16 protein-coding genes and 1 other RNA gene are annotated in these 13,908 nt (G+C 37.4%); 14 read left to right on the top strand and 3 right to left on the bottom strand.

All coding sequences use genetic code 11. From position 1 onward, the window contains the following. The first annotated feature begins 69 nt into the window (after window positions 1–69). The 9 genes from eno to ACJ2A9_RS14080 all read left to right on the top strand — a co-directional run bounded on the left by eno (window position 70) and on the right by ACJ2A9_RS14080 (window position 7,991). Window positions 70–1,356, top strand: coding sequence for a phosphopyruvate hydratase (eno, locus tag ACJ2A9_RS14040; protein WP_441422301.1), 1,287 nt, complete (start codon window positions 70–72; stop codon window positions 1,354–1,356). A 146-nt stretch (window positions 1,357–1,502) separates the two neighbouring features. Next, window positions 1,503–1,706 carry a hypothetical protein gene (locus ACJ2A9_RS14045; protein WP_441422302.1) on the top strand — a complete coding sequence of 68 codons (204 nt, stop codon included), beginning with the start codon at window positions 1,503–1,505 and terminating at the stop codon, window positions 1,704–1,706. An 80-nt stretch (window positions 1,707–1,786) separates the two neighbouring features. Further along, entirely contained in the window at window positions 1,787–2,017 is a 231-nt protein-coding gene (gene secG, locus ACJ2A9_RS14050) for a preprotein translocase subunit SecG (RefSeq protein ID WP_441422303.1), read from the top strand. Between the two features lie 185 nt (window positions 2,018–2,202). Continuing rightward, entirely contained in the window at window positions 2,203–2,916 is a 714-nt protein-coding gene (locus ACJ2A9_RS14055) for an alpha/beta hydrolase (RefSeq protein ID WP_441422304.1), read from the top strand. Window positions 2,917–2,952: 36 nt separating this feature from the next. Beyond that, window positions 2,953–3,702, top strand: coding sequence for an alpha/beta hydrolase (locus tag ACJ2A9_RS14060; RefSeq protein WP_441422305.1), 750 nt, complete (start codon window positions 2,953–2,955; stop codon window positions 3,700–3,702). 183 nt (window positions 3,703–3,885) lie between these two features. Further along, window positions 3,886–6,234: a ribonuclease R gene (gene rnr, locus ACJ2A9_RS14065; protein ID WP_441422431.1), complete on the top strand. Its 2,349-nt coding sequence runs from the start codon at window positions 3,886–3,888 to the stop codon at window positions 6,232–6,234. Window positions 6,235–6,499: 265 nt separating this feature from the next. Then, window positions 6,500–6,973 carry an SsrA-binding protein SmpB gene (gene smpB, locus ACJ2A9_RS14070; protein WP_441422306.1) on the top strand — a complete coding sequence of 158 codons (474 nt, stop codon included), beginning with the start codon at window positions 6,500–6,502 and terminating at the stop codon, window positions 6,971–6,973. Between the two features lie 218 nt (window positions 6,974–7,191). Further along, window positions 7,192–7,551, top strand: a transfer-messenger RNA (tmRNA) gene (ssrA, locus tag ACJ2A9_RS14075). Window positions 7,552–7,700: 149 nt separating this feature from the next. Then, window positions 7,701–7,991: a hypothetical protein gene (locus tag ACJ2A9_RS14080; RefSeq protein WP_441422307.1), complete on the top strand. Its 291-nt coding sequence runs from the start codon at window positions 7,701–7,703 to the stop codon at window positions 7,989–7,991. Between the two features lie 69 nt (window positions 7,992–8,060). Here the strand turns inward: ACJ2A9_RS14080 and ACJ2A9_RS14085 are convergent, their stop codons facing one another. Next, complete coding sequence (locus tag ACJ2A9_RS14085; protein WP_441422308.1) at window positions 8,061–8,216, bottom strand: hypothetical protein; 156 nt, start codon at window positions 8,214–8,216, stop codon at window positions 8,061–8,063. A gap of 216 nt (window positions 8,217–8,432) precedes the next feature. On the opposite strand from ACJ2A9_RS14085, the gene ACJ2A9_RS14090 reads away from it, so the two are divergent. From ACJ2A9_RS14090 to ACJ2A9_RS14105, 4 genes are read left to right on the top strand one after another with little or no spacing between them, the layout of a single operon-like run. Continuing rightward, on the top strand, window positions 8,433–9,947 hold the full coding sequence (locus tag ACJ2A9_RS14090; protein WP_441422309.1) for a spore germination protein: 1,515 nt from the start codon (window positions 8,433–8,435) through the stop codon (window positions 9,945–9,947). After that, window positions 9,944–11,110, top strand: a complete 1,167-nt coding sequence (locus tag ACJ2A9_RS14095) for a Ger(x)C family spore germination protein (protein ID WP_441422310.1) — start codon at window positions 9,944–9,946, stop codon at window positions 11,108–11,110. Before ACJ2A9_RS14090 ends, ACJ2A9_RS14095 begins: the two co-directional genes overlap by 4 nt. Before the next feature lie 8 nt (window positions 11,111–11,118). Next, complete coding sequence (locus ACJ2A9_RS14100) at window positions 11,119–11,340, top strand: hypothetical protein (RefSeq protein WP_441422311.1); 222 nt, start codon at window positions 11,119–11,121, stop codon at window positions 11,338–11,340. Continuing rightward, window positions 11,337–12,422, top strand: a complete 1,086-nt coding sequence (locus ACJ2A9_RS14105; RefSeq protein ID WP_441422312.1) for a GerAB/ArcD/ProY family transporter — start codon at window positions 11,337–11,339, stop codon at window positions 12,420–12,422. Before ACJ2A9_RS14100 ends, ACJ2A9_RS14105 begins: the two co-directional genes overlap by 4 nt. Before the next feature lie 96 nt (window positions 12,423–12,518). On the opposite strand, the gene ACJ2A9_RS14110 is transcribed toward ACJ2A9_RS14105, so the two are convergent. Next, window positions 12,519–13,022 carry a methyltransferase family protein gene (locus ACJ2A9_RS14110; protein ID WP_441422313.1) on the bottom strand — a complete coding sequence of 168 codons (504 nt, stop codon included), beginning with the start codon at window positions 13,020–13,022 and terminating at the stop codon, window positions 12,519–12,521. 79 nt (window positions 13,023–13,101) lie between these two features. Beyond that, window positions 13,102–13,377 carry a hypothetical protein gene (locus ACJ2A9_RS14115; RefSeq protein WP_441422314.1) on the bottom strand — a complete coding sequence of 92 codons (276 nt, stop codon included), beginning with the start codon at window positions 13,375–13,377 and terminating at the stop codon, window positions 13,102–13,104. Between the two features lie 189 nt (window positions 13,378–13,566). On the opposite strand from ACJ2A9_RS14115, the gene ACJ2A9_RS14120 reads away from it, so the two are divergent. Then, the gene (locus tag ACJ2A9_RS14120; protein WP_441422315.1) at window positions 13,567–13,821 is read left to right on the top strand and encodes a YusU family protein; all 255 of its coding nucleotides are present in this window, start codon (window positions 13,567–13,569) and stop codon (window positions 13,819–13,821) included. Window positions 13,822–13,908 lie beyond the last annotated feature (87 nt).

A 13,908-nucleotide genomic window follows, 5' to 3' on the forward strand; every position in this document is an offset into this window, starting at 1 on the left:
GAACTACTTACATACAACTCTAAACTCTAAACTATAAATTCTAAACTAATAAAAATGGAGGTTTTTTTGATGACGTTAATTACTGATGTATATGCTCGTGAAGTGTTAGACTCTCGTGGGAATCCTACGGTTGAGGTTGAAGTGTATTTAGAATCTGGTTCAATGGGACGCGCGCTTGTTCCAAGTGGAGCATCAACAGGTGAGCATGAAGCGGTTGAGCTTCGTGATGGTGGTGACCGTTACATGGGCAAAGGAGTAACAAAAGCTGTTGATAATGTAAATGATATTATTGCTCCTGAATTAGTAGGTTTTGATGCATTAGATCAAGTGGGGATAGATGAATTATTACTCGAATTAGATGGAACTAGCAACAAAGGAAAATTAGGTGCTAATGCCATTCTTGGTGTATCTATGGCTGTTGCTCATGCTGCTGCTGATGCTTTGGATGTTCCTTTATATGTATACCTTGGTGGATTCAATGCGAAGACGTTACCTGTACCAATGATGAACATTTTAAACGGCGGGGAACATGCGGATAACAGTGTTGATATTCAAGAATTTATGGTTATGCCGGTTGGTGCTGAGAAGTTTTCTGATGCTCTTCGTATGGGAACAGAAATTTTCCACAACTTAAAATCAGTTCTTAAAGAAAAAGGCCATAACACAGCTGTTGGTGATGAAGGTGGTTTCGCGCCAAACTTAGCATCAAATGAAGAAGCGATTACAACGATCCTTGAAGCAATAGAACGTGCCGGCTACAAAGCTGGAGAAGAAGTCATGCTTGCTCTTGATGTTGCAGCTTCTGAAATGTATGAAGGAGGCAAGTACCACTTCAAAGGCGAAGGTGTTGTAAAAACTGTTGATGAAATGGTTGAGTTCTACAAAGACTTAACTAGCAAATATCCAATTATTTCAATTGAAGACGGTCTTGATGAAAACGATTGGGAAGGCTGGAAGAAGCTGACTGATGCGATCGGTGACAAAGTTCAGTTAGTTGGTGACGACTTATTCGTTACGAACACGGAAAGACTTTCAGATGGTATCGAAAAAGGTGTTGGGAACTCAATTTTAATTAAAGTGAACCAAATCGGTACGTTAACAGAAACGTTCGATGCGATTGAAATGGCGAAACGTGCTGGTTATACAGCGGTTATCTCACATCGTTCTGGAGAAACTGAAGATGCAACAATTGCTGACATCGCAGTTGCAACAAACGCTGGGCAAATCAAAACGGGTGCGCCTTCACGTACTGACCGCGTAGCAAAATATAACCAATTATTACGTATTGAAGATGAATTAGCTTACATTTCACGTTACGGTGGAAAAAAAGCATTCTATAACCTTAATAATAAGTAATCTCCAAAAAGCCTGCTTTAACAGTAAAAAGTTAAAGCAGGCTTTTTTTGCGTTGAAATAAATAATTTTTTTATAAAAACTAGTCTGAATTTTCCCTATTGTCTGCTATAATAAAAAGAAAACCTAGCAAAAAGGAGCCCTTTCTTATGACTACTGAGCTACTAGAGGATGTATTGCATAAACTTAATCAGGTTGAGGAAAATATAAACGAAATGAAAGCGGTTGCAGTTAGTGTTGACGACTTTAAAGTCGTGAAAGAGATGGTGTCATCGATATCCGAACAACTAGAGGCTGAATTAGGACAAGATCAGAAATTTAACGATGACGTTCTTAGTGCTATTTTTGATTAAGTTTTCATGAACAAATTGCTATAGCCTCAATTTTGTGATACATTTATACTATTGTATAGTGTGTCTTGGAGGTGACTGTTGTGCAAGCTGTTGCATTTACATTATTAATTATTGTTTCAATCGCTCTAATTATCGTTATATTATTGCAATCAGGTCGAAGTGCAGGTTTAGCAGGGGCTATTTCTGGTGGTGCTGAACAATTACTGGGAAAACAAAAGGCTCGTGGGATTGATGCTTTCTTAGGGAAAGCTACGGTTGTTTTGTCAGTCTTATTTTTCCTTTTATCGATTGCAGTAGGATATTATATGTAATAAAGGCAAGCAGTAAGTCACAACACTAGTGACTTGCTGCTTTTTTTGTTTGTTGATTCAATTTGTACAATCTGCGCCCATATAATAATCTTACATTATAGTTGATCACAAAAAGGGTAAATTAAATGTATGAATAAAACGAATAATATTAGCATGAATCTTGTATGAAAAGAAAGGTGAGCAAGATGATTGGATGTTTATGTATCCATGGTTTTACTGGAGAGCCTTATGAAGTGAAACCATTAGCTGATTATTTACGTAAAGAAACGGATTGGTTAATTTATACACCTGTTCTGCCAGGACATGGACCGAATGAAAGTTTAAAAGGTGTAACGTATAAACAGTGGCTACATGCTGCAGAGACTGCGCTGCAAAGACTTCAAGAGCACTGTAAGAAAGTATATATTATTGGGTTTTCGATGGGTGGAATGATTGCCGGTTATTTAGCCTCAAAATATCAAGTGGAAAAACTTGTATTACTCAGTGCGGCAGCGTATTATTTTAATCCTAAGCAGCTGTTCATGGATATTAAGGGGATTGTAAAGGATGGTTTTCGTGGTCACCTTCATCATAACGAGCTGTATCAGCGCTATCGCCGTAAAATTATTAATACACCAATGACGGCAACGTATCAATTTACTCAGACAGTTCGAAGAGTACGGCCATCACTTAGGAAAATTGAAATCCCGACACTTATCATCCAAGGTGAGCAAGACGGGCTAATTCCAAAGAAGAGCGCCCAGTATTTATATAACACGATACCGGCACAGAAAAAAGAAATTCGTTATTTTAAAAAGTCAAAGCACATGATCTGTCACGATTGTGAAAAGGAACAATTATGTGCTGAAGTTTATCAATTTTTACATGAAGACAGCTTCACGCAAAAAAAGCCTAGTTAATAAAATAATACATTGTAGTTTGGAGAGGTAATGATAATGAAAGAAGTTGCACCAAAGCCGTTTACATTTGAAGGAGAAAATCAGCGGGCAGTTTTGCTTTTGCATGGTTTTACCGGTAGTTCGGCCGATGTTCGAATGCTCGGCCGGTTTCTGCAAAAACATGGATACACCTGTCATGCCCCCCAATATAAAGGGCACGGAGTTCCACCGGAAGAGCTCGTTCATACTGGTCCTGAGGATTGGTGGAAAGACGTCATGGAAGGATACGAATACTTAAAAGGGGAAGGTTTTGAAGAAATTGCCGTAGCAGGGCTTTCCTTAGGTGGGGTTTTTTCTTTGAAATTGGGATACACTGTACCAATAAAGGGGATAGTCCCAATGTGTGCGCCAATGTTCATAAAAAGCGAAGAAGTCATGTATAGAGGTGTTTTAGCTTATGCTGAGGAATATAAAAGAAGAGAGCAAAAAAGTAACGAGCAAATCCGGGAAGAGATGGAGCAGTTCGAACAAACTCCAATGAAAACATTAAAGGCGCTTCAAGAACTAATGACTGAGGTAAGACAGCAAGTTGACCTCATCTATTCCCCTATCTTTGTAGTACAAGCTAGACATGACGAAATGATCAATCCAGATAGTGCAAATATCATTTACAACGAAGTCGAGTCAATTGAAAAAGACATCAAATGGTACGAAAACTCAGGCCACGTCATTACACTGGATAAAGAGAAAGAACAATTGCATGAGGACATACTTCGGTTTTTAGAGAGACTTGATTGGAATAGTTAATAGTTGAAAGTGGTTTAAAGTTTAGAGTTTAGAATTTAGAGTTTAGAGTTGGTGAGGGTTACTTCAATGGAGCGCTAAAGAAAGGCTTCGTAGTAGTACTTGCACTAACTATATACTCTACACTATAAACTCTAAACTGAAAAGATTTTGATAAAAGGGGTGATTTATTTGAATCAGGAGAGAATGAATAAGGTTTTAGGGTTTATGAAGGAAGAGGCTTATAAACCTTTATCTGTAACAGAATTAGAAGAAGCGTTTGGAATTACTGATTCGGGTGATTTTAAAGAGTTTGTCCAAATGCTTAACTATATGGAAGAGAACGGAATGATTGTTCGCACTCGCAGTAACCGCTATGGTATACCGGAGAAAATGAATCTTGTTAAAGGGAAAGTCCAAGGTAATGCCAAAGGCTTTGCCTTCATTATTCCGGAAGATGGTGAACGTGATGTGTATGTAACGCAATCAGATATGAGTGGAGCAATGAACGGAGATACGGTCCTTGTTCGTCTTCATCCCAAATCATCTGGTGCAAGGCCAGAAGGTAAGGTCATTCGAATATTGGAGCGTGGCGTAACTGAAGTCGTTGGTACATATGTTGATAGCAAACATTATGGGTTTGTCGTTGCAGATGACAAACGAATACCAAATGATATTTTCATACCAAAAGAGGCTGCTGGTGGAGCTGTTGATGGTCATAAGGTTGTTGTAAAATTAACAAAGTATCCTGAAGGACGTATGAGTGCTGAGGGTGAGGTTATAACAATTCTTGGTCATAAAAATGATCCGGGGATTGATATTCTCTCAATTATTCATAGTCACGGGTTACCACAGGAATTTCCGCAAGACGTACTTGACCAGGCAAATGCTGTACCTGATCAAATCGATCCGAAAGAAATTGAGGGGCGCAGGGATTTGCGTGATCAGACCATTGTTACGATTGATGGTGCGGATGCAAAGGACTTAGATGATGCTGTTGCCGTTGAGAGACTCGATAATGGAAACTACAAGCTTGGTGTTCATATCGCAGATGTCAGCTATTATGTAAAAGAAGGTTCACCAATTGATAAAGAGGCATTTGAGCGCGCAACGAGTGTCTATTTAGTTGACCGGGTGATCCCGATGATTCCGCATCGACTATCAAATGGGATCTGCAGCTTAAATCCGCAAGTAGACAGGTTGACGCTATCTTGTGAAATGGAAATCACACCAACGGGAGAAGTGGTTAACCATGAGATCTTCCAAAGTGTGATTAATACAACCGAACGAATGACATACACGGATGTTCGTAAAATTTTACAAGATGAAGATGAAGAAGTGACGAAGCGTTATGAACCACTGATTCCATTCTTTAAACAAATGGGAGAACTTGCAGACATCCTTCGTAAAAAACGAATGGAACGCGGGGCGATCGACTTTGACTTTAAGGAAGCAAAGGTGCTAGTTGATGAGGAAGGGAAGCCAACAGATGTAGTTGTTCGTGAACGTTCTGTTGCTGAGCGATTAATTGAAGAGTTTATGCTTGCAGCAAACGAAACGGTTGCTGAACATTTCCATTGGCTAAAAGTTCCGTTTGTATATCGGATCCATGAAGATCCAGATGCTGAAAAACTAACGAGATTTTTGGAGTTTATTACAAACTTTGGTTATGTTGTACGAGGCAATGGCAATACTGTTCACCCTCGCGCATTACAACAGCTGCTTGAAGAAGTACGTGGTGAGCCTGAGGAAACAGTCATTAGTACGGTAATGCTTCGTTCGATGAAGCAAGCTAAATATGATCCGAACAGTCTCGGTCACTTTGGTTTATCAGCTGAATTCTATACTCACTTCACATCACCGATTCGTCGATATCCTGACTTAATTGTTCATCGTCTAATCCGGACATATCTAGTCGAAGGAAAAATGGATGACGGAACACAAACTCATTGGAATGAAAAGCTCCCGGATATTACACGACACTCGTCTGAAATGGAGCGACGCGCCGTTGAAGCTGAACGTGAAACGGATGAGCTGAAGAAAACACAGTTCATGGAAGATAAAATTGGTGAACAGTTTGAAGGAATTATTAGCAGTGTTACAAACTTTGGTATTTTCGTAGAACTGCCAAATACAATCGAAGGACTTGTTCATGTCAGCTATTTAACCGATGATTACTACCATTATGATGAAAAGCAGTATGCGATGATCGGTGAGCGTACAGGAAATGTATTTCGAATTGGTGATGAAATTGAAGTTCGTGTGATCGGTGTTAATGTTGACGAATCCTCAATTGATTTTGAAATCGTCGGCATGAAGGGAAGCAAACCGAGAGAACGAAAAGCAAGACCGAAAGTCATTGTGTCCGAAAAACGCCGACCAGCCAAAGGAGCTCAAGGGAAAGCTCAAGGGAAAGCTCAAGGGAAAGCGCAAGGAAAAGGCCAAGGTCAAGAAACAGGTCAAAAGCAAGGTGAAGGAAACAGAAGGAAAAAGAAGAAGAAATTCTACGAAAACGCACCAAAAGCGAAGAGAAGTAAAGGGAAGAAAAGACGGTAGTTTAGAATTTAGAGTTTAGAGTTGGGTTTGAGGAATGACTTTGTTTTCATTCCTCTCCCTTTTAATTAAGAATTTAGAATTTAGAATTATTGTAGGAGATTTCTAAGAGGTAGCGTAAAGAACTTTTTCTTTATTGGCTTCTTTGAAGTTATCCCAAAACAATTCTAAATTCTACATTATAAATTCTAAATTCGCCTTTCTTGTTTTTTCCTGGTAAATTTGCTACTATTAAAGTCTAGATTGTAATTGAAGGGTGCGTTTGGCTATGGCTGGAACTGGAACTGAAGGGAAAGTAGTTGCTCAAAACAAAAAAGCGCGACATGATTATCATATTGAAGAAACGTATGAAGCAGGGATTGTTTTAACAGGTACTGAAATTAAATCTGTTCGTGCCGGGAAAGCAAACATTAAAGATGCTTTCGTACGAATCCAAAATAATGAAGCGTTTCTTTGGAATGCTCATATTAGTCCTTATGAACAAGGCAACCGCTATAACCATGATCCGCTGCGCACGAGAAAACTTCTTTTACACAAGAAGCAAATCAACATGCTTATAGGTGCTACTCGTGAAAAAGGCTATACACTGGTACCACTGAAGATTTACATTAAAAACGGTTTTGCCAAAGTATTAGTTGCGCTGGCAAAAGGGAAGAAAAACTACGATAAGCGTGAAACGTTAAAGAAAAAGGATGCGAAGCGTGAGATCGAGCGTGCCTTCCGCGAACGCCAAAAAGCATAACAGATAAGACACAAATTACCATTTGTTTTATCAATGTCATATGTTATACTAACTTACGTAGAAGTCATTAAAACAACTCACATTGTTCTTTTGAAAATTCTATATGATTTTTAACTTTAGCTGTTTAGTAATAATTGTTTAGATTTATCAGCACTTCATCAATGAAGCTGGCTGCACAACTCTAAACTCTACATTCTAAACTCTAAACTTTATAACCTGGGGACGTTTTGGATTCGACAGGGATAGTTTGAGCTTAAGTTGCGAGTCGAGGGGGTCGGCCTCGTTAAAACGCCAACGCCTATAACTGGCAAAGAAAACAACAACTTCGCTTTAGCTGCTTAATAGCGCTTAGCGGTTCCTCCCTCCATCGCCCATGTGGTAGGGTAAGGGACTCACTCTTAGTGGGCTACGCCGGTTGTTCTCCGTCTGGGGACGATGGAAGAGATTAATCAGACTAGCATCACGGAAGCCTGTCGCTGGGCCGAAGTGATTGCGAAATACTAATATAGCGACTACGCTCGTAGAAGCTTAAGTGCCAATGTTCTTGGACGTGGGTTCGATTCCCACCGTCTCCACCAAAATACCATGAAGGAAGACCACCGTGTTAGGTGGTCTTCTTTGCGTTTAGAGTAAACTTATTTCCTCGAATAATATTCATTACATATTTCCTTCTGATTAGGCAATTTTAACATTGTACCAAAAATAATTTAACTCAGGAGGAACAGCTATGTTTCAAAATCAATTCAATTCATCATCTATTGGGGTCCAAGTTCAAAACATGCTTCATCAAATGCAGCAAATGGAGTCACAACATGCACAACAATTACGACAAATAACAAGTCAGTTGCAGCAGATTGCTCAACATGAAAGTTCAGCCAGTCAACAAATTCAGCAATTATCGAATCTCTACAATCAGCTCATTCAAGAAAATCAACGTATCAGTCATATGAACCAACCACAAACACATTACCAACAGCCGATGTTCCAGCAACATCAGAACCCTAATCAATTCCAGTAAAAGCTACTTTAATATCAAAAAAAAGGAAATTCAAATTCAAAAAAGTTACGTATGTTTTCGCTAGGTTCTTCACATAATAATTTTTGTGAACGGGGGTGAGACAAGATGGCACGTAACAATCGTAATAACCGCAACAACAACAATAACAACAATAATAACAACAACAATAACGAGTTGAACGTGAACAATGCGAACGTTGAGTTTGCAAATGAAAACGACGCTCAAAATTTAAACAACCGTAACAACCGTAATAATCGCAACAACAATAACAATAACAACAACTAATTGTTGATGCCGAAAAAAAGCGTACGAAGGTAATGAAACCTTTGGTACGCTTTTTTTTATGGAGTAACGGAGTATTGATATAATTCCTAATTGTGAATAATTGACCTCTAATGGGGAAATTTAGAATTAAAATAACCAATTTATTCGAGGTATAACATGAAACAAACGAAAAATCCTATAGTTCATAACGTACAAATAAATCTTGCTACATTTAAGGAACAATTTAATAACTGTGCTGATGTTGTTTTTCGAAAATTTCATGTTAAAGGTAAAGTGGCCTACTTATTTTATGTAGATGGACTAATTAATACTGAGAATATTCAAAGTCATGTATTACATGAGTTTGTGGTTAATCGACGGGATAATAATGCGACATTACAAACATTAGATGAAGAAATTATTACTCTTGCAGATATATCTGAAAATAATCATGTTGAAGACGTAGTGAACGAAATTTTAGATGGTAATGCTGCTTTGATTATTGATGGATTTGATAAAGCCTATATCTTCCCAGTTGGAGGGTTTGAATCTAGAGCTGTTTCCGAACCAGAGTCGGAATCGGCAATTCGTGGACCTAGGGAAGGTTTTATTGAAAATATCCGTGTTAATACATCGTTAATAAGGCGGAAAATTAAGAATCCCAATTTAAAACTTATAACAAAGAAGATTGGTGAGCAAACAAAAACAGCTGTTGAAATTTTTTATATTGATGGGATTGCTGATGAGAAAGTGTTGAAGGAATTACATAATCGTTTAGATCGAATTGAAATCGATGGAATATTCGAAACGGGTTACATTGAAGAGCTCATCGAAGATAATGCATGGAGTATCTTTCCTCAGCTGCAAGTGACTGAACGTCCCGATTCTGTTGCTGCTAATTTACTTGAGGGAAGAATTGCGCTTCTTGTTGATGGGACTCCATTTGTCATGATTATTCCAGCAACGTTTTGGCAGCAGTTTCAAGCAAGTGAGGATTATTATGACCGTTTTTATATTGCTATATTTCTAAGAGTCATACGGTTATTTTTTTTAGCAATTGCCCTGTTATTACCAGCATTATATGTGGCAATAACGACCTATCATCAAGAAATGATACCAACAAATTTATTATTAAGTTTTGCAGCGAGTCGAGAGGCGATTCCATTTCCCGCTTTTGTAGAGGCGTTAATTATGGAAGTTTCATTTGAAGCGTTACGTGAAGCAGGGGTAAGACTTCCAAAAACAATCGGCCAAGCCGTCAGTATTTTGGGGGCACTTGTTATTGGAACTGCAGCAGTTGATGCCGGGATTGTTTCTGCACCGATGGTTATTATTGTCTCTTTAACAGGGATCGCTTCGTTCACAATTCCAAAATTTAATTTAGGGATTTCAATTCGACTATTACGGTTTCCGTTAATGATCTTAGGAGCTACATTTGGATTATTTGGGATCGTTATTGGTATGTTAATGATTTTAACTCATTTATGTAAGCTGAGATCGTTTGGTGTTCCGTATTTTGAGCCGCTAGCACCATTAAAGTTCTCAGAATTAAAAGATGTACTTGTACGTGTACCTATATGGATGAATGACTTGCGTCCAAGGGATTTTGCGAAAAAGAACGTAAGAAAACAAGGTAATAATCTATACCCATCTCCTAGACAAAAGCAAAAACAATGGAGGAAGGATCTATGAAGCGTCTGTTCAAGCTTATCATTTGTATCATTGTTCCAGTCGCTCTCACTGGTTGTTGGGATCGTCTCGAGGTTAATGATCTAGCAATTGTGACTGGAACAAGTTTTGACAGGGTAAATGAAACGACCTTCAGGATTGCAGCACAGATTCCATTACCCGGTCAAATGGGTGGAGCTGGAAGTTCAGGAGGCGGTGGCGGTACCTCAGGGGGAGCTTCGTATTATTTGGATGCTGGTGTAGGCAAAAGTGTCCGGGAGGCAAATGCAGATTTGCAGAAACGAATGTCAAGAAGGTTGAGTTTCGGTCATCGTCGTGTAGCAATTTTTGGAGAAGGATTAGCACGGGATGGATTAAGTAAAGCATTAGATGTTTTAACAAGAACAAGGGATTCACGGTTGACAACACAAATCTTTATTGCTGAAGGAGAGGCTATGCCAGTATTAAGTGCAAATCCGCAGTTAGAAAGTTTTTCTTCAGAAATAGTTAGAGAAATTGGTGTTTATACCTTTTACTTAACAGTTAAAGATTTTTTATTGAATTTTCAGCAAAAGGGTAATGATCCGATTCTCCCTGTAATTAGTGTGACAAAGAATGTTAGCCCAAACCCTGAGCTTGTAGAAGATCAAATTGAAATTGAAAAAGTAGCGATTTTTCAAGGTGATAAATTACAATTCTTTACTGACCAAAAACAAACAGTTGCAGTAAAATATTTACTTGAAAAAATGGAGGGGGAGTTTTATACGATCGATTTTGAACCGGGAAAAAGTATTACACTTCGGATAACAGAACAGAACACCGATCTTTCTTATCGTCTCGAAAATGATAAACCTGTTTTTCAATATAAAATTGATGTGTATGGAAACGTTATCGAAAATGAAACAGAATTAAACTTTGAAGATAAAGGTGTACTCGATATTGTTAATAAGCAAATGGAAAAAGAAATTGTCAAAGCAATTCAACCGTTACTGACTGAAACTTTATCAAGAGGTATCGATTCATTTGGTTTTGGGTGGCTCCTGCATCGAAGAGAGCGAGAGAGATGGAACGAAGAATGGAAGCAAAACTGGAAGGAAAACCTACCCAACATAGATTATGAAATACAAGTAAATGCTTCAGTTGAATTTACTGGTTTGGTAACAGAAGGGATAGGCATAGGAGAGTGAAAGGAAAAATGATTGACGCTATTTTTATTTGGAGTACATTAATCATTACCTATCTACTAAGCAGACATGTCTTTAAAAAAGAAAAAAAAGTGAGGAATATATACCTTCTCTTTTCAGGTATTACAGCTGCAGCTGCTATTTTTTTACACTTTAACCTAGTGTTTAATGGTTATCTTGATTTTTTATCAACAATATTTGGTGGTTTTACAAGCCTGGTGATTGGTCAATGAAAATCCAAATATCCGATCGACAACTTGGGTTTTTAACCGCTAATAACATTTTAGCAAGTAGTTTAGTTGTTCTGCCTCAATCATTAATTGATCTGGCACTTCAAAATAGCTGGCTTGTTCCCTTTTTTTTGTTTGGCTTTGTCATTATCACCGTGAATGTGGGATTATTTGGATTACCTAAACTTAATGCCATATTATTTGAGCCAAACAGTATTAAGACAAAACTGTTTGCTCTCCTTATGGTTATTTTTATTTCGCATATTGTAGTACGTGACCTTAGAATTATTACAGGGTTTATTGAAACAACATTACTGCCGATTACTCCAACATTCATTGTATTGATGCTGATCATTGGTTGCAGTTTATATATAGCATGGGCTGGTATTGAAGTTATTGCAAGGGTTAATGAAATTGTATTTGTCTTATTTGCTTGTGTTGTATTGTTTATTCCATTATCATTACTTGCCGAGATCGAGTTAGAAAATTTTGAACCAGTTTTAGGTTTCGAAGTTATCCCATCTGTTTTTCAATCAACGTACCTTGGCTTAGCTTGGATTGGTGAATTCTTAATTATTTTATTAATAATTGGTACGACCAAATCTTTAAAAAACACAAAAAAAACACTTATTTGGGGTGGTGGGCTAGGCCTTGGATTATTTTTTATCCTATTGTTTACGGAAATCGCTGTACTGGGAGCAGAAATTGTTCGGTATTCTGCTTATCCGACTTATTCACTTGTTCAACAAATTCGGTTAACCGAGTTTTTAGACAGGCTTGATTTTGCGATTGTATCAATGTATTTTCCGACAATCATTGTAAAATTTGCGCTTCTCTTATATGGGTTGAATCGTTCGATTAATTTGCTTTTTACCAGTAATAGTAGGATCCCGCTAATTCCTTTATCTTTATTAATGCCAATATTATCTGTGATACTTATTAAAAATAAGAGTATGTTATTTGAATTTAAGATTCATGTCTGGGCTACACTTGGTTTGTTATTAGAGCTTCTTCTTATTCTCGTTATCTTTTTTATCATTAGAGATAATAGGAAAGAAACAAAGAAGCAAACTTTTAATGAGTAGGGATAAGCTATTAATTTTAAAATTAAAAAATGGCTTAGAAATCATAGTCTAAGCCATTCTTAATATCTTTCATTAATTCTTTTCATGAGAAAAAGATTATACACGATGTCGTCGCCAACCGATATAGATGTCTTGATAGATTTCTTTCAGATGCTGCTCTTCTAGATTCATTCGGTAGTGAAGAGCTGCACCCATAACTGGGAAGACGATGGTAAGTACTAACCAATTTACACTAATAAATAAGCTTAGCCCGATTACGATGAGAAACAGCCCGGTTTGAAAAGGATGACGAGTAATACGATACGGTCCGTGACTTAGCAATGGACGAACTTTCACTGAATGAATGGACCGTGTGTAATACTGTTTCATTAGGGAATAGCTCCAGTAACGAAAGATAATACCACTTGCCATTGAAAATAACCCAAACTCTTTAATTAATAGGTTAGGTCCCCACTGAAACTTTAAGGCAAAAAGGTAGCTTACCGACACACTGATAATGATGCTTGCCTGTATAAAGAGCAGGCTGACATCTTTCTGTGAATGCTCCTCCTTTCTTTGTTGATCTTTAAAGAGAACGAATTCTAGGATCCAAAATGTCAATAGAACACCAAATAGAATAGTTAATATCTCCATATGTATAATATGTGTAAGAATAGAGGTATTTATAAATAGGGATGAATTAAGATGAGTGACAATGTTTTCCTTTTGAAGGCTTAATTGTAATTCCTGCTAGATAAGGATATTGATCATTTATAAAAAGTTCGAGTAAGCTGATAAGTTCGGAAATAAGTGTATCAACAGTATGTTGATACAGTTGAAATACATTTTCTACATGGAGCCGCAATGTCCCCATGAAGACAAAATTATTATCGATTGCTTTTAGTACATCGTTTTTATTTTGACTTGAAGTGGCAATGCTAAGGATCATTGAAGCGTACAGTTTACTGTCAGTCATATAGTCTAACTTCCTTTCAAATTAATCCAATATATACAATTATACTTGAAAAAGATCCAAAAAAGTATAATTTTCTGTAAAATCCGACAATTTTATAATTAGTTAAAAGTTGAAAGTTGATAGTTCATTTGAGAAGCTAGATAATGGAAACAAAAAAAGAGTGGATTAGAAAGGATTTGAGTGATTGAAATGAAGAAGAAATTTGATGAGCAGTTAGATGGTTTACTTGAGAAATATACGGAGCTTTTATTAGGCGAAAGCTCGCCTGAACTTCAGGAAAAAGTGAAAGCGTGGGCACTCTACACGCATATCTCAAAAAGCATGCCGCCATTAGCAAAACACTGGAACGAACAATACCCTGATGCAAAAGAAACGATGAAGAATGTTGTGAAGGAAATTCAGGAATTGAATAAAGCGCATCGGGAGAAGAAGAATGTTAATTAACTTGAAAGATAATTTAGAATGTAGAATGTAGAATTATTTTAAAAAAATTGAGACCTTAAAAAGCGATTCAATATTGAATCGCTTTTT

This window comes from Anaerobacillus sp. MEB173 (genome assembly GCF_052119505.1).
GTDB lineage: Bacteria > Bacillota > Bacilli > Bacillales > JBJMAU01 > JBJMAU01.

Bases quoted from the DNA above. Each gene is read 5' to 3' on its own strand.
- smpB (WP_441422306.1), top strand. From the start codon at position 6,500: ATGGCTGGAACTGGAACTGAAGGGAAAGTAGTTGCTCAAAACAAAAAA.
- ACJ2A9_RS14090 (WP_441422309.1), top strand. From the start codon at position 8,433: ATGAAACAAACGAAAAATCCTATAGTTCATAACGTACAAATAAATCTT.
- ACJ2A9_RS14105 (WP_441422312.1), top strand. From the start codon at position 11,337: ATGAAAATCCAAATATCCGATCGACAACTTGGGTTTTTAACCGCTAAT.
- ACJ2A9_RS14045 (WP_441422302.1), top strand. From the start codon at position 1,503: ATGACTACTGAGCTACTAGAGGATGTATTGCATAAACTTAATCAGGTT.
- ACJ2A9_RS14060 (WP_441422305.1), top strand. From the start codon at position 2,953: ATGAAAGAAGTTGCACCAAAGCCGTTTACATTTGAAGGAGAAAATCAG.
- ACJ2A9_RS14080 (WP_441422307.1), top strand. From the start codon at position 7,701: ATGTTTCAAAATCAATTCAATTCATCATCTATTGGGGTCCAAGTTCAA.
- ACJ2A9_RS14095 (WP_441422310.1), top strand. From the start codon at position 9,944: ATGAAGCGTCTGTTCAAGCTTATCATTTGTATCATTGTTCCAGTCGCT.
- ACJ2A9_RS14115 (WP_441422314.1), bottom strand. From the start codon at position 13,377: ATGACTGACAGTAAACTGTACGCTTCAATGATCCTTAGCATTGCCACT.
- ACJ2A9_RS14100 (WP_441422311.1), top strand. From the start codon at position 11,119: ATGATTGACGCTATTTTTATTTGGAGTACATTAATCATTACCTATCTA.
- eno (WP_441422301.1), top strand. From the start codon at position 70: ATGACGTTAATTACTGATGTATATGCTCGTGAAGTGTTAGACTCTCGT.
- ACJ2A9_RS14055 (WP_441422304.1), top strand. From the start codon at position 2,203: ATGATTGGATGTTTATGTATCCATGGTTTTACTGGAGAGCCTTATGAA.
- rnr (WP_441422431.1), top strand. From the start codon at position 3,886: ATGAATAAGGTTTTAGGGTTTATGAAGGAAGAGGCTTATAAACCTTTA.
- ACJ2A9_RS14120 (WP_441422315.1), top strand. From the start codon at position 13,567: ATGAAGAAGAAATTTGATGAGCAGTTAGATGGTTTACTTGAGAAATAT.